At 71.5% G+C, this 20,386-nt stretch carries 16 protein-coding genes; 13 read left to right on the top strand and 3 right to left on the bottom strand.

Annotated features, from left to right (window positions below; all coding sequences use genetic code 11):
* Positions 1 to 9 precede the first annotated feature (9 nt).
* Positions 10 to 768 carry a hypothetical protein gene (locus tag ACIOKD_RS00900; protein WP_402076540.1) on the bottom strand — a complete coding sequence of 253 codons (759 nt, stop codon included), beginning with the start codon at positions 766 to 768 and terminating at the stop codon, positions 10 to 12.
* A gap of 104 nt (positions 769 to 872) precedes the next feature.
* On the opposite strand from ACIOKD_RS00900, the gene ggt reads away from it, so the two are divergent.
* The 9 genes from ggt (at position 873) to ACIOKD_RS00855 (ending at position 13,706) form a co-directional block, all read left to right on the top strand.
* Positions 873 to 2,684: a gamma-glutamyltransferase gene (ggt, locus tag ACIOKD_RS00895; RefSeq protein WP_402076539.1), complete on the top strand. Its 1,812-nt coding sequence runs from the start codon at positions 873 to 875 to the stop codon at positions 2,682 to 2,684.
* A gap of 208 nt (positions 2,685 to 2,892) precedes the next feature.
* Positions 2,893 to 4,515, top strand: a complete 1,623-nt coding sequence (locus ACIOKD_RS00890; RefSeq protein WP_402076538.1) for a hypothetical protein — start codon at positions 2,893 to 2,895, stop codon at positions 4,513 to 4,515.
* Between the two features lie 167 nt (positions 4,516 to 4,682).
* Positions 4,683 to 5,525 carry a nitrilase-related carbon-nitrogen hydrolase gene (locus tag ACIOKD_RS00885; RefSeq protein ID WP_402076537.1) on the top strand — a complete coding sequence of 281 codons (843 nt, stop codon included), beginning with the start codon at positions 4,683 to 4,685 and terminating at the stop codon, positions 5,523 to 5,525.
* Positions 5,522 to 6,811, top strand: a complete 1,290-nt coding sequence (locus ACIOKD_RS00880) for an aspartate aminotransferase family protein (RefSeq protein WP_402076536.1) — start codon at positions 5,522 to 5,524, stop codon at positions 6,809 to 6,811. Before ACIOKD_RS00885 ends, ACIOKD_RS00880 begins: the two co-directional genes overlap by 4 nt.
* 69 nt (positions 6,812 to 6,880) lie before the next feature.
* Entirely contained in the window at positions 6,881 to 8,461 is a 1,581-nt protein-coding gene (locus ACIOKD_RS00875; protein WP_402076535.1) for a PucR family transcriptional regulator, read from the top strand.
* Between the two features lie 188 nt (positions 8,462 to 8,649).
* On the top strand, positions 8,650 to 9,492 hold the full coding sequence (locus tag ACIOKD_RS00870) for a nitrilase-related carbon-nitrogen hydrolase (protein ID WP_402076534.1): 843 nt from the start codon (positions 8,650 to 8,652) through the stop codon (positions 9,490 to 9,492).
* Positions 9,493 to 9,614: 122 nt separating this feature from the next.
* The gene (gene hydA, locus ACIOKD_RS00865) at positions 9,615 to 11,018 is read left to right on the top strand and encodes a dihydropyrimidinase (RefSeq protein ID WP_402076533.1); all 1,404 of its coding nucleotides are present in this window, start codon (positions 9,615 to 9,617) and stop codon (positions 11,016 to 11,018) included.
* Positions 11,019 to 11,028: 10 nt separating this feature from the next.
* A complete protein-coding gene (locus tag ACIOKD_RS00860; protein ID WP_402076532.1) occupies positions 11,029 to 12,048 on the top strand; it encodes a TIGR03842 family LLM class F420-dependent oxidoreductase in 1,020 nt (339 codons plus the stop codon).
* A gap of 89 nt (positions 12,049 to 12,137) precedes the next feature.
* Positions 12,138 to 13,706, top strand: coding sequence for an NCS1 family nucleobase:cation symporter-1 (locus tag ACIOKD_RS00855; protein WP_402076531.1), 1,569 nt, complete (start codon positions 12,138 to 12,140; stop codon positions 13,704 to 13,706).
* A gap of 29 nt (positions 13,707 to 13,735) precedes the next feature.
* Here ACIOKD_RS00855 and ACIOKD_RS00850 read toward each other — a convergent pair whose 3' ends face one another.
* Both ACIOKD_RS00850 and ACIOKD_RS00845 read right to left on the bottom strand, forming a co-directional pair.
* Positions 13,736 to 14,398 carry a hypothetical protein gene (locus tag ACIOKD_RS00850; RefSeq protein ID WP_402077653.1) on the bottom strand — a complete coding sequence of 221 codons (663 nt, stop codon included), beginning with the start codon at positions 14,396 to 14,398 and terminating at the stop codon, positions 13,736 to 13,738.
* 147 nt (positions 14,399 to 14,545) lie between these two features.
* Positions 14,546 to 15,619 carry a carboxymuconolactone decarboxylase family protein gene (locus ACIOKD_RS00845; RefSeq protein ID WP_402076530.1) on the bottom strand — a complete coding sequence of 358 codons (1,074 nt, stop codon included), beginning with the start codon at positions 15,617 to 15,619 and terminating at the stop codon, positions 14,546 to 14,548.
* A gap of 166 nt (positions 15,620 to 15,785) precedes the next feature.
* Here ACIOKD_RS00845 and ACIOKD_RS00840 point away from each other — a divergent pair, with 166 nt between their 5' ends.
* The 4 genes from ACIOKD_RS00840 (at position 15,786) to ACIOKD_RS00825 (ending at position 20,370) form a co-directional block, all read left to right on the top strand.
* On the top strand, positions 15,786 to 16,886 hold the full coding sequence (locus ACIOKD_RS00840) for a sensor histidine kinase (protein WP_402076529.1): 1,101 nt from the start codon (positions 15,786 to 15,788) through the stop codon (positions 16,884 to 16,886).
* Positions 16,883 to 17,572: a response regulator gene (locus ACIOKD_RS00835; protein ID WP_402076528.1), complete on the top strand. Its 690-nt coding sequence runs from the start codon at positions 16,883 to 16,885 to the stop codon at positions 17,570 to 17,572. Before ACIOKD_RS00840 ends, ACIOKD_RS00835 begins: the two co-directional genes overlap by 4 nt.
* A 102-nt stretch (positions 17,573 to 17,674) precedes the next feature.
* A complete protein-coding gene (locus tag ACIOKD_RS00830) occupies positions 17,675 to 18,331 on the top strand; it encodes a DUF4232 domain-containing protein (protein WP_402076527.1) in 657 nt (218 codons plus the stop codon).
* 113 nt (positions 18,332 to 18,444) lie between these two features.
* Positions 18,445 to 20,370 (top strand): gamma-glutamyltransferase family protein, encoded by a 1,926-nt coding sequence (locus ACIOKD_RS00825; protein WP_402076526.1) that lies wholly within the window; start codon positions 18,445 to 18,447, stop codon positions 20,368 to 20,370.
* Positions 20,371 to 20,386 lie beyond the last annotated feature (16 nt).

The raw sequence follows: 20,386 nt of genomic DNA, 5'->3' as shown, positions 1-20,386 counted from the left end.
GGCGCCGCCCTACTGCCCGGCGCGATGCGTGGTCCGGGTGGCCCCCTCGGGCAGGGGGGTCTGCGCGGCGCGGGTGACGTCGGCGACCAGCTCGACGACATCAGGACCGTACGCCTGGGAGTTCACGACCTTCAGGAGCAGGGCGAAGGAGCTGTCTCCGTGCTTGCGGTACAGCCGTTCGTGGTTGCGGGCCAGATAACGGGTCGCCGCCTGGTTGGTGATCGCGCGCTGCCCGCAGAAGAGGAACACGGGCCTGCTGGGGCCCGGCTGCCCGGCGGTGAGCCGTGCGAGCAGGACGTACTCGGCCACCCCGGGCTGCATACGGTGGCGATCGGTGCCTATCTGGAACGCCAGGCGGTCCGGACCCGGTTCCGGATCGACGTTCACGCGCACGCCCGGCAGCATGGCCTGCATATGGGCGGCCATGCGGCGGTTGGACCCCGGCCCGCCGACGCAGAACTCCGTGCGCTCGCCGAAGCCCTGCCTGGCCGCGTCCTGGGTGATCACGTCGGCGTGCGCGTTGCAGTCCTTGATCAGGGCGGCGAGTTCCAGGAGCGCGAAGACGTCGTAGCGGTGTACGGCCAGATCGGGGCTGCCGGCGTCGCGGTTGACCACGAGCAGCGACTCGGAGTGGTCGGGCAGCCCGAAGAAGGCCTGCTTGCGGCGGAGCCTGCGCTTCCACAGGTAGGTCCGGGCGAGCCAGCCCAGCGAGGCGCTGAGGCCCGCCGCGATCACTCCGAGGACGATGTTGCGTACGTCGTCATTCATGGGCGCGCATGTTAGCGGGCAAGCGCATCCGTGTTCGAGAGGCACCTGACGCGACCGTGCCGGGGAAGTTACGCTGCGCTGGGAATCGCTGACTGGAGGTACTGATGGGGCGCTCGGTCGCGCGGAGACTTGCTGTGCTGGCGGTGTCGGCCGCGGTGGTGTCGGTGGGGGCGACGCCGCCCTCCTCGGGGGCCGCGGGGGAGGGGTCAGGCCCGGCGGAGAAGGTGCCGGTGGCCGTCGGATACGGCGGAGCCGTCGCGAGCGTCGACGCGGACGCCTCGGCCGCGGGTGTGGAGATCCTCCGAAAAGGCGGCAACGCGGTGGACGCGGCCGTGGCCACGGCGGCGGCCCTCGGCGTCACCGAGCCGTACTCGTCGGGCATCGGCGGAGGCGGCTACTTCGTCTACTACGACGCCAAGTCCCGTTCGGTGCACACGATCGACGGGCGTGAGACGGCACCCCTGACGGCCGACTCGGGGCTCTTCCTGGAGAACGGCCGGCCGATCCCGTTCGCCGACGCGGTGACCAGCGGCCTGGGCGTGGGCACACCCGGCACACCGGCCACCTGGCAGACGGCGCTGGACAGTTGGGGCAGCAAGCGGCTGGGGCCGCTGCTGAGGCCCGCGGAGCGGCTGGCGCGGGACGGGTTCACCGTCGACGCCACGTTCCGCTCGCAGACCGCGTCCAACGAGGCGCGGTTCAGGAACTTCCCCGACACGGCCGACCTGTTCCTGCCGGGCGGCTCGCTGCCGGTGGTCGGCTCCACGTTCAAGAACCCCGATCTGGCCCGTACGTACGAGGAGTTGGGCCGCAAAGGGGTGAGCGCCCTGTACCGCGGCAGGCTCGCCGAGGACATCGTCGACACGGTCAACGAGCCGCCGGTGGACCCCGCTTCGGGATACGACGCCCGCCCTGGTGACCTGACGCTGAAGGACCTGGCGAAGTACCGGGCGAAGCGGCAGGCGCCCACGAAGACCTCGTACCGCGGTCTGGGCGTCTACTCCATCGCGCCCTCCTCCTCAGGGGGCACCACGGTCGGCGAGGCGCTCAACATCCTGGAGAACACCGACCTTTCGAAGGCCTCCGACGTCCAGTACCTGCACCGGTACATCGAGGCCAGCCGGATCGCCTTCGCGGACCGGGGCCGCTGGGTGGGCGACCCGGCCTTCGAGGACGTACCGACGAAGGAACTGCTGTCGCAGAGGTTCGCCGACTCGCGCGAGTGCCTGATCAAGGACGACGCGGTGCTCACCAGCCCGCTGGCGCCGGGCGACCCGCGCGACCCGGCGGCGTGCGCGACCGGTGGCAAGGCCGCGCCGACGACGTACGAGGGTGAGAACACGACCCATCTGACGGCGGCCGACAAGTGGGGCAACGTCGTCGCCTACACGCTCACCATCGAGCAGACCGGCGGCAGCGGGATCACCGTTCCGGACCGCGGGTTCCTCCTCAACAACGAGCTGACCGACTTCTCCTTCGCCCCGGCGAGCCCGGCCGTGCACGACCCGAACCTGCCCGGGCCCGGCAAGCGTCCGCGCTCGTCGATCTCGCCGACGATCGTGCTCGACCGCCACGCGAAGCCGGTGGTGGCGCTGGGCTCGCCCGGTGGCGCGACCATCGTCACGACCGTGCTGCAGACGCTGACGGGCTTCCTCGACCGGGGCCTGCCGCTCGTCGACGCGATCGCCGCCCCGCGTGCCAGCCAGCGCAACCAGACGACCACCGAGCTCGAACCGGGCCTGTGGAACGGGCAGTTGAGGAGTCAGTTGGAAGGCATCGGGCACGGATTCCGGCAGAATCCGGAGATCGGCGCGGCGACGGGCGTCCAACGCCTTGCGAACGGCAAGTGGCTGGCGGCCGCGGAGACCGTACGCAGGGGTGGCGGCTCGGCGATGGTGGTGCGGCCGGCGCCGTAGCGACCGCCCGCGGTCTCGGCGCCCGGTCGGGACGGGGCACACCGCTCGCGCGGTTCCCCGCACCCCTTACGGGCGCCCGGTCGCCCCTCACGTTCCGGGTGGTATCCGCACTCTTCGTCCAGCTCGAAAAGTCGTCGTAGCGCTTTCGTAACACGAATGGTGTTTTCTGCCATATTGGAGTACTCCGGTCCGGCGTGGGGTGAACGCAATGACAGTGGAACAACTCCCGGACCAAGTACGGGAGTTCGCGCGGTACCTCAGCGGCCTGCTGTCCCGGCTCGATCAGGGCGGCGGCTGGTGCGGTGTGTTCTGGCAGCGCGACCCCGAAGGGATGCGGGCCTGCCTGGACGGCTGGGAAGTGCCGCCCTGGGACGTCGTGGAGGCCATCCTCCAGGATCTGGGCGCCGAGTACGGTGACCGGGCCGCGGCGCAGGAGACCGAGCGGGCCAGGGCCCTGCACGCCGCCTCCCTCGCCGCGTACGACGCGCGGCCCGGCGGCCGTGACGCTCTCGGCGACCGGCTCGACGTCATGTTGCGCGAACAGCGGTACGCCGCCGAGCGGCTCTCGGAGCTGGGGCGTTCGCTTCCCGCGGTCACCACCCAGGAGGAAGGCGACTCCCTCCGCCTCGATCTCGCCTGGGCCCGCGACGACCACGACCGCGCGACAGCCCGTTGCGCCGAGATCCGCGCCCGCGTGGAGGAGTTGGACCGGCGGACGGTTGGGCGAGCCCGGAGCGGGAACGATGACCGGGAACCCGCCCGAACGGCCGCCGGGGCAGGCGCCCCGCGTCCGGGCGCGCAGCGTTCGTCGCCGGACGAGGACGACTGGCCAGACCTCTGGCGCGACGCCTCCGCGGACCGGGCCGCACGGCAGGAAGCGGCGGCCCAGGCCTCCCGCACCGGTTCCGCCCCGGAAGCCCGGGCGGCACATCCCGAAGCCACCGAAGTGCGTGCGGCTGGAGAAGTGTCCGAGGCCATCGGGCACCCCGTCTCTCCCGAAGCCCCCGCGCCCAAGCAACGCTCCAAGCGCCGCATCCGGGGCGGCGCCCGGGGCAGCGCCCGCTTCGCCGGCATGACGGACGCCGACGCGCGCACGGGTACAGGCGCGGGTGCAGGTACAGGTACAGCCACGGATACGGGTACAGCTACGGGCACGGGCACGGAAGGGGGCGCGAGCGGCCCCGTGACCCCCGTGCCGCGGGTGCCGCAGCCCGCAGACCGGACCCCCCGGGGCGCCCGGTTCGCGGGAGGTACCGAGGAGGGCGGTGGGCAGCGGGCGCCGCGGCGTGAGCCGTTGGACGACGAGGCGCGGCGGTCCACCGTCGAGACGGTCGCGACGCTCGTCCGGCTGCGGAGCGAAGGCCGTACGGGCGAGGCGCACGCCGTGCTGGTCGAGGCCGCTCACTGGCCCGCGGGACGCTTTCCGCTCCTCGCCGCCGAACTGCACCGTGCCGGACTCGACGCCGACTGGGCCTCCCTCCTCTGGGAGGCGGTCTCGCTGCCCGCCGACCGGCTGGTCGCCGCGGCCGACGCGCTGGTGGCGGCCGGACGCACCGCGGACGGCCGGCAGATGCTGCGGCAGGGCGTCGCACGCCCTGCCCCGGAGATAGGCGAGGCGGTCCTGGGTCTCGTCGGGGAGGGGCGGCACCGGGAGGTCCGCGCCCTGCTGGACGCGTACGTCCGCGTCCGCACCCCGGAGGAAGCCGCCCGCAGTATCGACGCCGACCCGCAGTTCCTCGCCCCGCTCCTCCTGGAGGCGGCCCGCGACGTCTCGGAACAGCGCTACTGGGATCTGATCCACGCCCTGCGTGTGGCCGGCTACACGGCCTGAGGCGAAAGGCCCGGTCCCGCTCACCCACAGGGGTGTGAAACATGATCGACTCCGCCGGTTAACGACGATGGTCTTGCCCAGCGCAGCGGCGAGGCTTACTTTCAGGGCTCTACGCCAAGTGTCTACGGGCGTAGAGGCTCTCTGACGTCACGTCGAAGGAGCAGCTCATGGCCAACGTCGTACGCGCCGCTCTGGTCCAGGCCACCTGGACCGGCGACACCGCATCCATGGTCGCCAAGCACGAGGAGCACGCCCGCGAGGCGGCCCGTCAGGGCGCGAAGATCATCGGATTCCAGGAAGTCTTCAACGCCCCCTACTTCTGCCAGGTCCAGGAGCCCGAGCACTACCGCTGGGCGGAACCCGTACCGGACGGCCCGACCGTCACCCGGATGCGGGAACTCGCCCGCGAGACCGGCATGGTCGTCGTGGTCCCGGTCTTCGAGGTCGAACAGTCCGGCTTCTACTTCAACACCGCCGCGGTCGTCGACGCCGACGGCACGTACCTCGGCAAGTACCGCAAGCACCACATCCCGCAGGTCAAGGGCTTCTGGGAGAAGTACTACTTCAAGCCGGGCAACCTCGGCTGGCCCGTCTTCGACACCGCGGTCGGCAAGGTCGGCGTCTACATCTGCTACGACCGCCACTTCCCGGAGGGCTGGCGCCAGCTCGGTCTGAACGGCGCCCAGCTCGTCTACAACCCCTCGGCGACCTCCCGGGGTCTCTCCGCCCACCTGTGGCAGCTGGAACAGCCGGCCGCCGCCGTCGCCAACGAGTACTTCATCGCCGCGATCAACCGGGTCGGCGAGGAGGAGTACGGGGACAACGACTTCTACGGGACCTCGTACTTCGTCGACCCGCGCGGGCAGTTCGTCGGCGAGCCCGCGAGCGACAAGAGCGAGGAGCTCGTCGTCCGCGACCTCGACCTCGGCCTGATCGAGGAGGTCCGGCAGCAGTGGGCGTTCTACCGGGACCGCCGCCCCGACGCGTACGAAGGACTGGTGCGGCCGTGACCGAGGACCTGCTGGGCCGTCACCGGGCCACTCTGCCGGACTGGCTCGCCCTCTACTACGCGAACCCGCTGGAGCTCACCCACGGCGAGGGCCGCCACGTCTGGGACGCCGGGGGCACCAAGTACCTCGACTTCTTCGGCGGCATCCTCACCACGATGACAGCGCACGCCCTTCCCGAGGTCACGAAGGCCGTCAGCGAGCAGGCGGGCCGGATCAACCACTCCTCCACGCTCTACCTCAACCGGCCGATGGTCGACCTGGCCGAGCGGATCGCCAGGCTGTCCGGCATCCCGGACGCGCGCGTCTTCTTCACGACCTCGGGCACCGAGGCCAACGACACCGCGCTGCTCCTGGCCACCGCGTACCGCCGCAGCAACCAGATCCTGGCGATGCGCAACAGCTACCACGGGCGTTCGTTCAGCGCGGTGGGCATCACCGGCAACAAGGGCTGGTCACCGACCAGCCTGTCGCCCCTCCAGACGCTGTACGTCCACGGCGGCGTCCGCACCCGCGGCCCGTACGCGGATCTCGACGACGCCGGTTTCATCGCGGCCTGCGTCGCCGACCTGGAGGACCTGCTCGGGCATGTACGCGCGCCCGCGGCCCTGATCGCCGAACCCGTCCAGGGCGTCGGCGGCTTCACCTCACCGCCGGACGGTCTGTACGCGGCCTTCCGCGAGATACTCGCCGAACGCGGCATCCTGTGGATCACCGACGAGGTGCAGACCGGCTGGGGCCGGACCGGCGACAACTTCTGGGGCTGGCAGGCCCACGGGCAGCACGGCCCGCCCGACATCCTCACCTTCGCCAAGGGCATCGGCAACGGCATGTCCATCGGCGGGGTCGTCGCCCGCGCCGAGATCATGAACTGCCTCGACGCCAACTCCATCTCCACCTTCGGCGGCACCCAGGTCACCATGGCCGCGGGCCTCGCCAACCTCACGTACCTCCTGGAGCACGACCTCCAGGGCAACGCCCGCAGGGTCGGCGGACTGCTCATCGAGCGGCTGCGGGCCGTCGCCGAGCGGTTCCCGGGCGTACGGGAGGTCCGGGGCCGCGGGCTCATGATCGGCGTCGAGCTGGTGAGGCCCGGCACCGACGAGGCCGATCCGGACGCGGCCGCCGCCGTGCTCGAAGCGGCCCGCGGGGAAGGCCTGCTGATCGGCAAGGGCGGTGGTCACAGCACCAGTGTCCTGCGGATCGCCCCGCCCCTGTCCCTCACCGTCGCGGAGGCCGAGGAGGGCGCCGCGATGCTGGAGCGCGCCCTGCGGGCCGGCCGGCTCTGAGCGGCTGCCACCCCGACCAGCGTCGGCTCCGAGGAGTGTTCGGCACCGCGAGATTGAAGGTCCGCCCTGATGACGACCGCCTCGGAACCCGCCCTGTCGGTCCGGCAGATCCTCGCCCTGGAGCGGGTGCTCGCCGGGGAGCCCGAGGTGGTGGCGGGCGCGGGCCAGCTCGACCGGCCCGTGCGCTGGGTGCACGTCGCCGAGGCCGCCGACGTCGGTGTGATGCTCAGCGGCGGCGAGATGGTCCTCACCACCGGTGTACTGCTCGCGGGCGACCGGGAGGCGCAGGCCGAGTACATCCGCTCCCTGCACCGCGCGGAGGCCTCGGCCGTCGTCCTCGGGCTCGGCCGCGCCTTTCCCGCGCCGCCCGAGGTGATGCGCAGGGCCGCCGAGCGGTGCGGGCTGCCGATGGTGGTCCTGCACCGCCCGTTCCCCTTCGTCGAACTCACCGAAGAGGTCCAGTCCCGGCTCGTACGACGGAAGTTCGCGGCCGTCAGCCTGTCGGAGGCCGTACGCACCGCGCTGACCGGGCTCATCACGACGGGTGCCCCGCTGCAACGGATGCTCGACGAGATAGCGGGCCACAGCGCCTGCCCGGTGGTCGTCACCAACCTCGCCCACCGGGTCCTCGCCACGGCGGGGGAGCGGTCCGCGGTCGACGACGTGCTGCGCGACTGGGAGCGCATCGCGCGGCAGGCGGGCGGCAGCGAGGGCGACGGCTGGGTCCGCGCCGAACTGGGCGGGCGCGGCGAGCGCTGGGGCCGCATCGTGCTCTGCGGCTACCGCGGCGACACCGCCACCGGGCGGCTCCTCGCCGACCGCGCCGCCGAGGCGCTCGTCCTGCACCGCATGCTCGGCGCATCCGCGCACTCCTGGGAGGAGCAGTCCGCGCAGAGCCTGCTCACCGACCTCGTCTCCGGAGCCGTACCGGCCCGGCAACTGCTGCCCCGGGCCCGCGCGGCAGGACTGCCGGTCAACCGCCGGACATTCGTACCCCTGGCCGTACGAGGCGTGAGCGCCGCCCAACTGGCGCGCGTGCTGCGACGGCTGGGACTGCCCGGACTCGTCGCCGAACTCGCGGACGGGGTCACCGCCGTCCTGCTGAGCCTCGCCAGGGACCAGGACGCCGAAGCCCTCGCCGCGCACTTCGCCGCCCGGCTGCGTACGGATCCGGGCGGCGGCCTCCCGCGGGAACAGGCGTCCGCGGCCGTCGTCGCCGCCGCGGACGCGCGGACCGGGTGGGACGACGTGCCCGCGGGGCTGCGCGAGGCCCGGCACGTGGCCGACTCGGTGGCCGAGAGCCCGGCCGACCTGGAACTCCCGGTCGTGGTGCGGCTGAGGGACGTACACCTGCGCGGACTGGTCCGGCTGCTGCGCGACGACCCGCACGTCCAGTCCTTCGCGGAACGGGAGTTGGACGGGCTGCTGTGCGGCGCCGACACGGAGGTGGAGCTGCTGCCGGTGCTGCGGACGTATCTGGCCACCGGCCGCAACAAGTCGCGTACCGCGTGGCTCCACCATGTCTCCCGGCCCGCGCTGTACCGGCGGCTTGAGTCCATAGAGGCGCGGCTCGGGGTCGACCTCGACGACTTCGAACAGGCCGCCTCCATCCACATCGCCCTCCTCGCGCACGACGCGCAACAACGCTGAAACATGGCACGACCTGGGAAAACGGTGGTGAAACATGGGCCTTCGCAAGGGTGACACCGTGGAACGCCACACGCCCGCAGACGTGACACGCTGCAACTCAAAGCCTCGCTCGGGACTTCCTAGGCTCCTGGGGCGGACGACGGCACTTCCGACGCCCGCCCCAGCACACCCAGCGACCGGAGGTCCCGATGAGCCAAGTGATCCGCGCCGCCGTCTTCCAGACCGCATGGACGGGCGACAAGGAATCGATGATCCAGGTCCACGAGCAGGCGGCCCGCGACGCGGCCGCGCAGGGCGCCCAGGTCCTGTGCTTCCAGGAGCTGTTCTACGGACCGTACTTCTGCCAGGTCCAGGACAAGGCGTTCTACGAGTACGCCGAGCAGATCCCCGAAGGCCCCATCGTCCGCCGCTTCCAAGCGCTGGCAGCGGAGTTGGGCATCGTCCTCGTCCTGCCGATGTACGAGGAGGAGCAGCCCGGCGTCCTCTACAACACCTCGGCGGTGATCGACGCCGACGGCTCGTACCTCGGCAAGTACCGCAAGCACCACATCCCGCAGGTCGAGGGCTTCTGGGAGAAGTTCTACTTCCGTCCCGGCAACAGTGGCTGGCCCGTCTTCGACACCGCGGTCGGCAGGGTCGGCGTCTACATCTGCTACGACCGGCACTTCCCGGAGGGCTGGCGTGCCCTCGGGCTGGCCGGGGCCGAGATCGTCTTCAACCCGTCGGCCACCTCACGCGGCCTTTCCGCCTACCTCTGGCAGTTGGAGCAGCCGGCCGCGGCCGTCGCCAACGAGTACTTCGTGGGCGCCATCAACCGCGTGGGCGTGGAGGAACTGGGCTCCAACGACTTCTACGGGACCTCGTACTTCGTGGACCCGGAGGCACAGTTCGTCGGGGAGGTGGCGAGCGACAAGGAGACCGAACTCGTCGTCCGCGACCTGGACATGGACAAGCTCCGCACGGTCCGCGACCGCTGGCAGTTCTACCGGGACCGCCGCCCGGACGCGTACGAGCCCCTGACGGCTCCCTGAGCACCGACCCTTGCCGGGGCCCCGCAAGGGGCGCGGGGAACTGCGCGACCAGCCACGACGTACCCGCACCTACCCACCGCCCTCCACCGGAGGTGCCCGTCTGGACAGACAGGAGAGAGAGCATGAGCACCCGTACAGTCATCCGCGGTGGCCTGGTGATCACCGCGTCGGACGAACTGCACGCGGACGTCCTCATCGAGGACTCCCGAATCGCCGCGATCGCAGCGACCGGCACCTTCGCGGCCGAGGCCTGGACGGCCGAGCGGACCATCGACGCCACCGGCAAGTACGTGATCCCGGGCGGAGTCGACGCCCACACCCACATGGAACTGCCCTTCGGCGGCACCGCCGCCTCCGACACCTTCGAGACCGGCACCCGCGCAGCCGCCTGGGGCGGCACGACCACGATCATCGACTTCGCGGTCCAGAGCGTCGGCCGGTCCCTGCGTGAGGGCCTCGACACCTGGAACGCCAAGGCCGACGGCAGGTGCGCCATCGACTACGGCTTCCACATGATCGTCTCCGACGTCAACCAGGACACCCTCAAGGAGATGGACCTGCTGGTCGAGGAGGGCGTCACCTCCTTCAAGCAGTTCATGGCCTACCCCGGCGTCTTCTACAGCGACGACGGCCAGATCCTGCGCGCCATGCAGCGCTCCGCCGAGAACGGCGGCCTGATCATGATGCACGCCGAGAACGGCATCGCGATCGACGTGCTGGTGGAGCAGGCGCTCGCGCGGGGCGAGACCGACCCCCGCTTCCACGGCGAGGTCCGCAAGGCCCTCCTCGAAGCCGAGGCCACCCATCGCGCCATCAAGCTCGCGCAGGTGGCGGGGGCACCGCTGTATGTCGTGCACGTCTCCGCGACGGAAGCCGTCGCCGAGCTGGCACGGGCGCGCGACGAGGGCCTGAACGTCTTCGGCGAGACCTGCCCGCAGTACCTGTTCCTGTCGACGGACAACCTCGCGGAGCCCAGCTTCGAGGGCGCCAAGTACGTGTGCTCGACGCCGCTGCGGCCCAAGGAGCACCAGGCCGCCCTGTGGCGCGGCCTGCGCACCAACGACCTCCAGGTCGTCTCCACCGACCACTGCCCCTTCTGCTTCGTGGGCCAGAAGGAGCTGGGCCGGGGCGACTTCTCGAAGATCCCCAACGGTCTGCCGGGTGTCGAGAACCGCATGGACCTGCTGCACCAGGCCGTGGTCGACGGGCACATCTCCCGCCGCCGCTGGATCGAGATCGCCTGCGCGACCCCGGCCCGGATGTTCGGCCTGTACCCGAAGAAGGGGACGATCGCGCCGGGCGCCGACGCGGACGTCGTCATCTACGACCCGCACGCCGAGCAGACCATGTCCGCCGAGACCCACCACATGAACGTCGACTACTCGGCGTACGAGGGCAGGCGCACCACCGGCCGCGTCGAGACGGTCCTGTCGCGCGGCGAAGCGGTCATCACCGAGCGGGAGTTCACCGGCCGTGCCGGGCACGGCATGTACACCCCCCGCTCCACCTGTCAGTACCTGAACTAGGAGTGGCGCCATGGACTTCGGACTCGTCCTGCAGACAGACCCGCCTGCCTCCCGCGTCATCAGCCTGATGAAGCGGGCCGAGCGCAACGGCTTCACGTACGGCTGGACCTTCGACTCCGCCGTGCTCTGGCAGGAGCCGTTCGTGATCTACAGCCAGATCCTCTCCAACACCACGAAGTTGAAGGTCGGCCCGATGGTGACGAACCCGGGCACCCGCACCTGGGAGGTCACCGCCTCGACCTTCGCCACGCTCAACGACATGTTCGGCAACCGCACGGTCTGCGGCATCGGCCGCGGTGACTCGGCGATGCGGGTGGCCGGCCGCAAACCCAACACCCTCGCGCGGATCAGCGGGGCCATGAAGGTCATCCGGGCGCTGGGTCGCGGTGACGAGGCCGACCTCGGCGGCACGGTGATCAGGTTTCCGTGGGTCCGGCCGGGCGCCGAACTCCCCGTCTGGATGGCCGCGTACGGGCCCAAGGCCCTGAAGATGACCGGCGAGGCGGCGGACGGTTTCATCCTCCAGCTCGCCGACCTGTACCTCACCGAGTACATGGTCAAGGCGGTGCGGACCGCGGCGGCGGACGCCGGACGCGACCCGGCCGACGTCAAGGTCTGTGTGGCCGCCCCCGCGTACGTCACCGAGGACGACTCGCCCGAGGCGCTCGCCCACGCGCGGGAGCAGTGCCGCTGGTTCGGCGGCATGGTCGGCAACCACGTCGCCGACCTCGTCTCCAAGTACGGGAAGCACTCCGCCGCCGTCCCCGACGAACTCACCGACTACATCAAGTCCCGCGAGGGCTACGACTACTCCCACCACGGGCGCAGCGGAAACCCCGACACCCGGTTCGTGCCGGACGAGATCGTCGACCGGTTCTGTCTGATCGGTACGGCCGAGCAGCACATCGCGAAGCTGCAGGCCCTGCGGGAGCTGGGTGTCGACCAGTTCGCCCTGTACGACATGCATGACGCGCAGGAGGAGGTCATCGAGGCGTACGGATCAACGGTCATCCCCGCCGTCAACAGTTGATGTTCATCCTGCGCCGTCCACAGTTGACGGTCGCTCCACCGCCCGCCCCGCACGGCCTTTCCCGTCCCACCTCATTGATTGGCCTGCTCATGACCGAAACCGTCCCCACGGGGCCACCGATATCCCAGTCCGCCGACACCGAGGGGCGGATCGAACTCAGCCCCGGGGCCTTTCCCGCGAGCAGCCCCTTCGCCAACGAGGACCTGCGTCCCGTCCCGGTCGCCGAGCGCAAGTGGACGACGTACAACTTCGCGGCGCTGTGGATCTCCATGGCGCACTGCATTCCCAGCTGGACCCTGGCCTCCGGCCTGGTCGCCCTCGGCATGGACTGGAAGCAGGCCGTCTTCACGATCGCGCTGGCCAACATCATCGTGCTGCTGCCGATGCTGGCCACCGGGCACGCCGGACCCAAGTACGGCATCCCCTTCCCCGTGCTGGCCCGCGCCTCCTTCGGGCTGCGCGGGGCCAACATCCCGGCGCTGATCCGGGCGGCCGTGGCCTGCGGCTGGTTCGGCATCCAGACCTGGATCGGCGGCAGCGGCATCTTCGCCCTCGGCTCCAAGCTGACCGGCGGCGAGTGGGAGAAGGCGGGGCAGATCGCGGGCAACCCCTGGCCGCTGTGGCTGTGCTTCCTGCTCTTCTGGGCCGTGCAGATCGCGATCATCTACCGCGGAATGGACTTCCTGCGGCGCTTCGAGAACTGGGCCGCACCCGTCGTGATCGTCGGCGCGTTCGTTCTGCTGATCTGGATCGCCGTCAAGGCCGACGGCTTCGGCGCGCTGCTCGACCAGCCCTCGAAGCTCGGCTGGGGCCCCGACTTCTGGACGGTCTTCTTCCCCGCCCTGATGGGCATGATCGGCTTCTGGGCGACGCTGTCCCTCAACATCCCCGACTTCACCCGTTTCGGCGCCAGCCAGAAGGCGCAGACCTGGGGGCAGAGCCTTGGACTTCCCACGACGATGACGCTCTTCGCGATCCTCGCCGTGCTGGTCACCTCCGGCTCGGAGGCCGTCTACGGAGAGGCCATCTGGGACCCGGTGGCTCTGGCGGCCAAGACGGACAGCGCCTTCGGTCTGCTCTTCGCGCTCTTCATCGTGCTGATCGCCACGATCTCCGTGAACATCGCGGCGAACGTGGTCTCACCGGCGTACGACCTGTCCAACCTGGCGCCGAAGTTCATCAACTTCCGTACGGGCGCGCTGATCACGGGTGTCATCGGCATCCTGATCTTCCCGTGGAAGCTGATCTCCACCCCGGAGTTCTACATCTTCACCTGGCTCGGTGTGGTCGGCGGACTGCTCGGCACGGTCGCCGGCATCCTGATCGCCGACTACTGGATCGTCCGCCGTACGGTCCTGCACCTCGCGGACCTCTACACGCCCGGCGGACGCTACTGGTACACGAACGGCTGGAACTGGCGGGCGGTGCTGGCCTTCGTGGTCGGGGGAGTCCTGGCCGTCGGCGGCTCGTACTCGAACGTCGACGCCGAGGGGGCGAAGCTGGGCCCGTTCCCGGTCGACGGACTCATCCCGTTCCTCAAGCCGCTCGCCGACTACGGATGGGCGGTCGGCGTCACCTCGTCGCTCATCCTCTACGTCGTCCTGATGGCACCCGTGGCACGGGCCGAACGGGAGGAGTCCGCGCACAAGGTCACCTGACGGCGGGCCGGCCGCGCCGGGAGCCGCCCCTACCGGGCGGCCTCCAGCGCGGCCATCCCCTCCTTGGCGGCCTTGATGGCGCCCTTGTTGATCACGTCCGTACCGGGCGCCTTCTTGGTCTCGAAGTCACTGCCGTTGTACGTGACGACCACCAGGGCGTTGGACGCGCGGACGATCACCATGCCCTCACGGGTCTGCTGCTTCTTGTCGGTGGTGAGGTTCACCACCGAGTAGGCCTCGTCGCCGACGCCGGGGACCTCACCGCCGCCGCTCTTCTCCGTGGTGCGCTGCTTGTACGCGGCGAGGGCGGTCTCGTCCGATTTCTTGATCTCGTACGAGATGTCCAGCCAGCGGTAGTCGAACGACTTGAGCGCGTTCCAGGAACAGGTGCGGCGCAGCGACTCGTCGGTGGAGGGGATCTCCTTGCCGGCTGTCCTGGCGCCGGGCACCAGCGCGCTCACCGTCTTCTTCGTGATGCCCTCGCACGGCGCGGGAGAGTCGCGGTAGGTGCGGGTCGCCGCGGCGGTCGCGGGCGCCGACGGAGATCTCGCGCCGTCGGGGGCGGCCTTCTTCTCCGTTGCCGGAGTCGCGGCGAGCGGCCCGGACGAAAGCGCCCAGCCGGCCGTGGCGAGCACGACGACCGGCGCCAGACGCGCGGTGAGAGCGAGCGGAAGAGAGCGCACGGCGCACATTTCGTGGGGGACGGTGCGGAGGGGTCCGCACAGCGGACGGGACGCCAGTGTCACACGCGTGACTGTGGGGCGGAAGGGCGAACTCGCTCCGTGCCTGCCCGTGCCCGCGCGGTGACAGTACTTACCGCGGCCGACCGGTGACGGTGACTACTCCGCCCGACCGGCGACCGCACCGGTCACCGGGGCGTGCAGGGGCGGCGCGGCAGGAAGGGGCAGCGCGCGCTCGATACGGTCCACGGCCGCGAACGCCCCGTACGCGACCAGCCCGACCAGGCAGTGGTCCGTGTACGGCGGCTTCTTCCAGGCGGCCACGTCCTCGTCGGTGATCCGGTACGGAGCCAGCGCGGCCAGCAGCGCCAGCCGAGCCCCGGGCCGGTCCGCTCGGCCGGGCAGGGCGTCCCAGATCATCGGCTGATGCGTACCGTCCCAGAGCGCGACCGTGTCCCGTACGAGGTTCTGGTCGGCCTCGGTCAGCGGCGCGGAGCCCGCCGTGGCCGCGGCCCGCAGCGCCGCGTAGGCCGGGCCGACCGCCGTTCCGGCCGCCCAGGCCGGGCCGGGGCCCGCGCCGCCGTCGAGGAGGGCGAGGCTCGTGCCCGGGACAAGGCGCCGGCGCACGGTCTTCGCCACGGAACGGCCGACGAGGCTGCGGACCGTCCTGAACCGCTGGACGTTGCCCGGCAGGAGGTTCTCGGTCAGGAGGGCCGAGACGATCCGGTTGATGAAGTGGAAGGACAGGGCGGTGCCCACGTACGCGGCGGTGTGCCGGACGAAGAAGGGCAGCGGGGTGAGATCCGGGCTGCCCGGGACACGGGTCGCCTCGCCCCAGGCGACCATACGCGCCTGGATCTCCCGCTCCGGGGCCTTGCCGCGGGCCAGGCGCTCCGCGAGGGCGTGGTCGCCCGTGGCATGCAGCAGAAGAGTGTGCGCGTCCACGCAGAACGGGCACTTGTTGGCACGGGACACCCCGAAGGCGGCCAGCTCCTTGCCGGTGCGGCTGCCGTCGCCCGCGAGCAGCGACTCCCGCATCAGCGCCCAGGCGGCGGCCATCAGTTCGGGCGAGGAGGACAGGACGACGAAGGTGGCGGCGTTCTCGATGCCGAAGTCCGCCGCGAGCTGCCGGTACACCTGCGCCGTGCGGCCGGTGGCGGACCTGGGCGGCAGGGGCTCGGTGTGGCGGAAGGGCGCGGTCGTGAAGGGCGCGGTCAGGAAGGCTGGGGTCATGGGGAGAATCCTGGCCCCCTGGAGACCTCCACGCGTCGTACGGGCGGAGGCGGTTGACGGTGCGCCGACCCGGCCGCCCGGCACCTCCCACTACTGCGCCGGGAGTAGCGCGGGAGTTGTCCACAGGGCTGACGCCGCTGTCCGTCCGGCGGTCTACGGTACGGACATGAGCGCGGACCAGGCCATCCTCAATCGGCTCGCCGACGTGGCACTCGCCATGGTGATCGGCGCCATCACCGTGTCCGTGGCGGCCCTCGACCAGGACACCACCGCGCTCGACCACGCACTGATCGTGGCCGGCTCGCTCGCGCTGGCCGCCTACCGGAAGGCACCCCGGGTGGTGCTCGGCGTCACCACGGCCGCCCTGAGCGCCCACGTGCTGCACGCCCAGCCGGGTCCGGTCGCCGCGCTCCCCGTGCTGGTCGCCGTGGCCACCGCGGCGCAGGCGGGACACCGAGCCGTGGGTGCGGCGGCGGGCGCCGTGTTCCTCGGTGCGTATCTCGTGGCGGGCCCGGTCACGCACAGCACAGTCGAACGCACCGCCCTGCTCGCGGGCTGGTTCCTCTGCGCCGTGGTCGGCGGCCTCGCGGGCCGCAACTGGCAGGCGTATCTGCGCCAGACCGAACAGCGCGCACTGGAGGCCGAGCGCACCCGCGAAGAGGCGGCCCTGCGGCGTGCCGGGGAGGAACGCCTGCGCATCGCACGGGAGTTGCACGACTCCCTCACCCACAGCATCTCCATCGTCAAGCTCCAGGCGGGTGTCGCCGTCCATCTCGCACGCAAGCGCGGCGAGGAGATACCCCCGGCCCTGCTAGCCATCCAGGAGGCCGGCGGGGAGGCCATGCGCGAACTGCGCGCCACGCTGGACATCCTGCGCACCGACGAGCCGACCGGCACGCCGGCGCTGCTCGTGGAGCGGGCCCGCGCGGCGGGTCTCGCCGTCGACCTGACCGTGACGGGCCGCGAGCGCCCGCTGGCGGCGACCGTGGACCGTGCCGCGTACCGCATCGTCCAGGAAGCCCTTACGAACGCCGCCAGACACGCAGGACCCGCCAAGGTCGCCGTACAACTCAATTACGGAGAGGCTGAGTTGACGATACGCGTCGACGACGACGGAACCGCCGAGCCGTCCTGTCCGCCCGCCGACGGCATCGGACTCACCGGTATGCGCGAACGGGTCACGGCGCTCGGCGGCACCCTGCGCGCCGCCCCGCGCGAAGAGGGCGGCTTCTCGGTACGGGCAGGTCTGCCGTTGGAGCACGCGTGATCCGGGTCGCGCTCATCGACGACCAGGCGCTCATGCGGGCCGGGTTCCGGGCCCTCCTGGACGCCGAGGAGGGCATCGAGGTGGTGGGCGAGGCGGCCGACGGTGAGCAGGGTGTGGCCCTGGTGCGTGCGCAGGTGCCGGACATCGCCCTCGTCGACGTGCAGATGCCGGTGATGACGGGCATCGAGGCGACCCGCCGCATCGCCGCCGACCCGCGGCTGTCCGGCGTGCGCGTGGTGATGCTGACCAACTACGGCCTCGACGAGTACGTCTTCGAAGCTCTGCGGGCCGGGGCCAGCGGGTTCCTGCTCAAGGACACCGAGCCCGCCGACCTGCTCCAGGCCATCGAGGTCGTCACGCGCGGCGAGGCCCTGCTGTCGCCGTCCGTCACCCGCACGCTGATCGGGGAGTTCGTGTCCCGGCCGCCGGACCGGGCGAAGGCACCCGGTCTGGAGTGCCTGACCCGCCGGGAACGCGAGGTCACCGCGCTCGCCGCCCGCGGCCTCACGAACGAGGAGATCGCCACCCACATGGTCATCAGCCCTTTCACCGCCAAGACCCACATCAGCCGCGCGATGATCAAACTCGGCGCCCGGGACCGCGCCCAACTGGTGGTGTTCGCGTACGAGTCAGGGCTGGTCACGGCGCGCGGGCAGGGGACTGACGACACGGGGGCAGGGGACTGACGGCACGGGGACGACGCGATGACGACGCTATGACGGCTCGGCGGCGGCTCGGTGGCGGGCGGAGTGAGTGCTTCCGCCAGGGGCTCGTGTGATGATCGGCGGGTGATCGCGATACGTCCGAGGCCGTTCCGCAGTGCCGCCCTCATCTGTCTGCTGGTGCTGACGCCGGTGCTGGGGGCGAGCGGGTGCGGGCTCTCCGCCGAACTGGACCGGGAGAGCAACCCCGAACGCACGCCCCCGCCGTCACCGTCCCCGGCGGTGGTCCCGCCCACGTCCACACCCCCGCCGGCCCCCGTGACCTCCGAGCCCTCTGCGACCGTCTCCGGTCAGCAGCCGGAGGGCTGCCCCACGTCCGGTCTGCGCTTCGCGGCCGATCAGGGCGACGCGGCGATGGGGCTGCGCGCGATGGGCCTCGACGTCACCAACTGCGGTGACAGCCCGCGCGAGTTGCACGGCTATCCGGCCGTCACCGTCCTGGACGGATCGGGTGACCCGTTCCCGGGGGTGCGGACCGTCGAGGGCACGGACCAGGTGTCCATGGCTCCGGAGGATCCCGGCCCCCGGCCGCTGACGCTCGCCCCCGGGGAGTCCGCACACGCGGCCCTGTACTGGCGGATGAACAACACGAGCGGCGTGTACCTCCGCGTCGCTCCGAAGGAGGGCGACGACACCGTGACCGTGCGGCCGCCGTATCCGCTCGACATCGGCCCGGAGAACATCCTCGGGACGACGGCCTGGCAGCCCTCGGAACGCCGCTGACGGCACTTGCGTACCCTCGCCGGACGTTCCTGGCCCGCAGTCCGGAACCTGGCCCGCGGTCCGTACGTCCGTCCCGCAGTCCGTACGTCCGTCCCGCAGTGAGGAGTTACCGCGTGTTCACCACCCGCCCCACGCTCCAGGGCACCTTCGGAATGGTGTCCTCCACGCACTGGCTCGCCTCCCAGTCGGCGATGGCCGTGCTGGAGGACGGCGGCAACGCGTACGACGCCGCCGTCGCCGCCGGTTTCGTGCTGCACGTCGTCGAGCCGCACCTCAACGGGCCCGCCGGAGAGGTGCCGATCATCCTCGCCCCGGCAGGTGGCGAGGTACGGGTCCTGTGCGGTCAGGGCGTGGCACCGGCCGGAGCCACCGTCGCCCACTACAGGGGACTGGGCCTGGATCTCGTCCCCGGCACCGGACCCCTCGCGGCCGCCGTGCCCGGCGCCTTCGACGCGTGGATGCTGCTGCTGCGCGATCACGGCACGAAGTCCCTGGTGGACGTCCTGAAGTACGCCATCGGGTACGCGCGGGACGGGCACGCGCCCGTGGAGCGCGTCGGCCAGACCGTGGAGACCGTACGGGAGCTCTTCGAGACCGAGTGGCCGTCGTCCGCCGAGGTGTATCTGCCGGGCGGGGAGCCACCGCGGCCCGGTGAGCTGTTCCGTAACCCCGCGCTGGCCGCGACCTGGAAGCGGCTCATCACGGAGTCCGCCGGAGCGGGTGAAGCCCGGAACGGCGGGGCGCAGGAGGGCGACCGCCGGGTCGCGCAGATCGAGGCCGCGCGGCGGATCTGGCGCGCGGGCTTCATCGCCGAGGCGCTCGTACGACAGGCGGGCCGGCCCACGCGGGACACCAGCGGCGAGCGTCATTCCGGCACGCTCACCGCCGACGACCTGGCCTCCTGGTCCGCGTCCTACGAAGCTCCGGCCACCTACGACTGGCGGGGCTGGACCCTGTGCAAGGCGGGGCCCTGGAGCCAGGGCCCGGTGCTCCTCCAGCAACTGGCCCTGCTGCCGCCCGAGCTGCCCCGGTACGGCTCCGCCGAGTACACGCACCTGCTGATCGAGGGCTGCAAGCTCGCGATGGCCGACCGGGAGGCCTGGTACGGGGACGCGGGCGAGGTGCCTGCGGCAGAGTTGCTGTCGGAGCTGTTGTCGCCGCGGTACAACGCAGGGCGGCGGGCGCTGGTCGGGGACGAGGCCTCGTACGAGCTGCGGCCCGGGAGCCCAGGCGGCCGGGCTCCGCTGCTCAGCGGGCACGCGCGCGCGGTGGCCTCGGGAGCGTGGGAAGGAGACGGCTTCGACGCGCTCGCGGCGCCGGGTGCGGGGGAGCCGACCGTGGCGCGAGGGGCCGAAGGTGCGGGGGAGCCGACCGTGGCCAAGCCGCCGACGTCTCCTGTGCCCGGCGAGCCGGACGTCTCGGCGGACGGTGGCACCCGGGGCGACACCTGCCACCTCGACATCGTCGACCGCTGGGGCAACATGGTCGCGGCCACGCCCAGCGGCGGCTGGCTGCAGTCCAACCCGGTCGTGCCCGAGCTGGGCTTCCCGCTCGGCACCCGGCTCCAGATGGCGTGGCTGGACGAAGGGCTGCCCAACTCGCTGACCCCGGGCCGCCGTCCCCGTACGACGCTCACCCCGTCGCTCGCGCTGCGGGACGGGGTCCCCGTCCTGGCCTTCGGTACGCCCGGCGGCGACCAGCAGGACCAGTGGCAGCTGCACTTCTTCCTGGCTGTCGCCCTGCGCGCGGAGGTACGCGGCGGCCCCGATCTCCAGGGCGCGATCGACGCCCCCAACTGGCACAACGACAGCTTCCCCGGCTCCTTCCACCCGCGCGGGATGCGGCCGGGCAGCGTGACCGTCGAGTCCCGCACCGACCCCGGGGTCGTCGCCGAACTGCGCCGCCGGGGCCACGACGTCCAGGTCGGCGACGCCTGGTCCGAGGGGCGGCTGTGCGCGGTCGCCCGGGATCCGCGGACCGGGATCCTCTCGGCGGCGGCGAACCCGCGCGGGATGCAGGGATACGCGGTCGGCCGCTGAGGCCGGTGCCGACCTC

The organism is Streptomyces sp. NPDC087844, assembly GCF_044742785.1.
In the GTDB taxonomy this organism is placed as follows: Bacteria; Actinomycetota; Actinomycetes; order Streptomycetales; family Streptomycetaceae; genus Streptomyces.
Note: the sequence above shows the minus strand (reverse complement) of the source record. Positions and strands in the feature narration are given on the sequence as shown.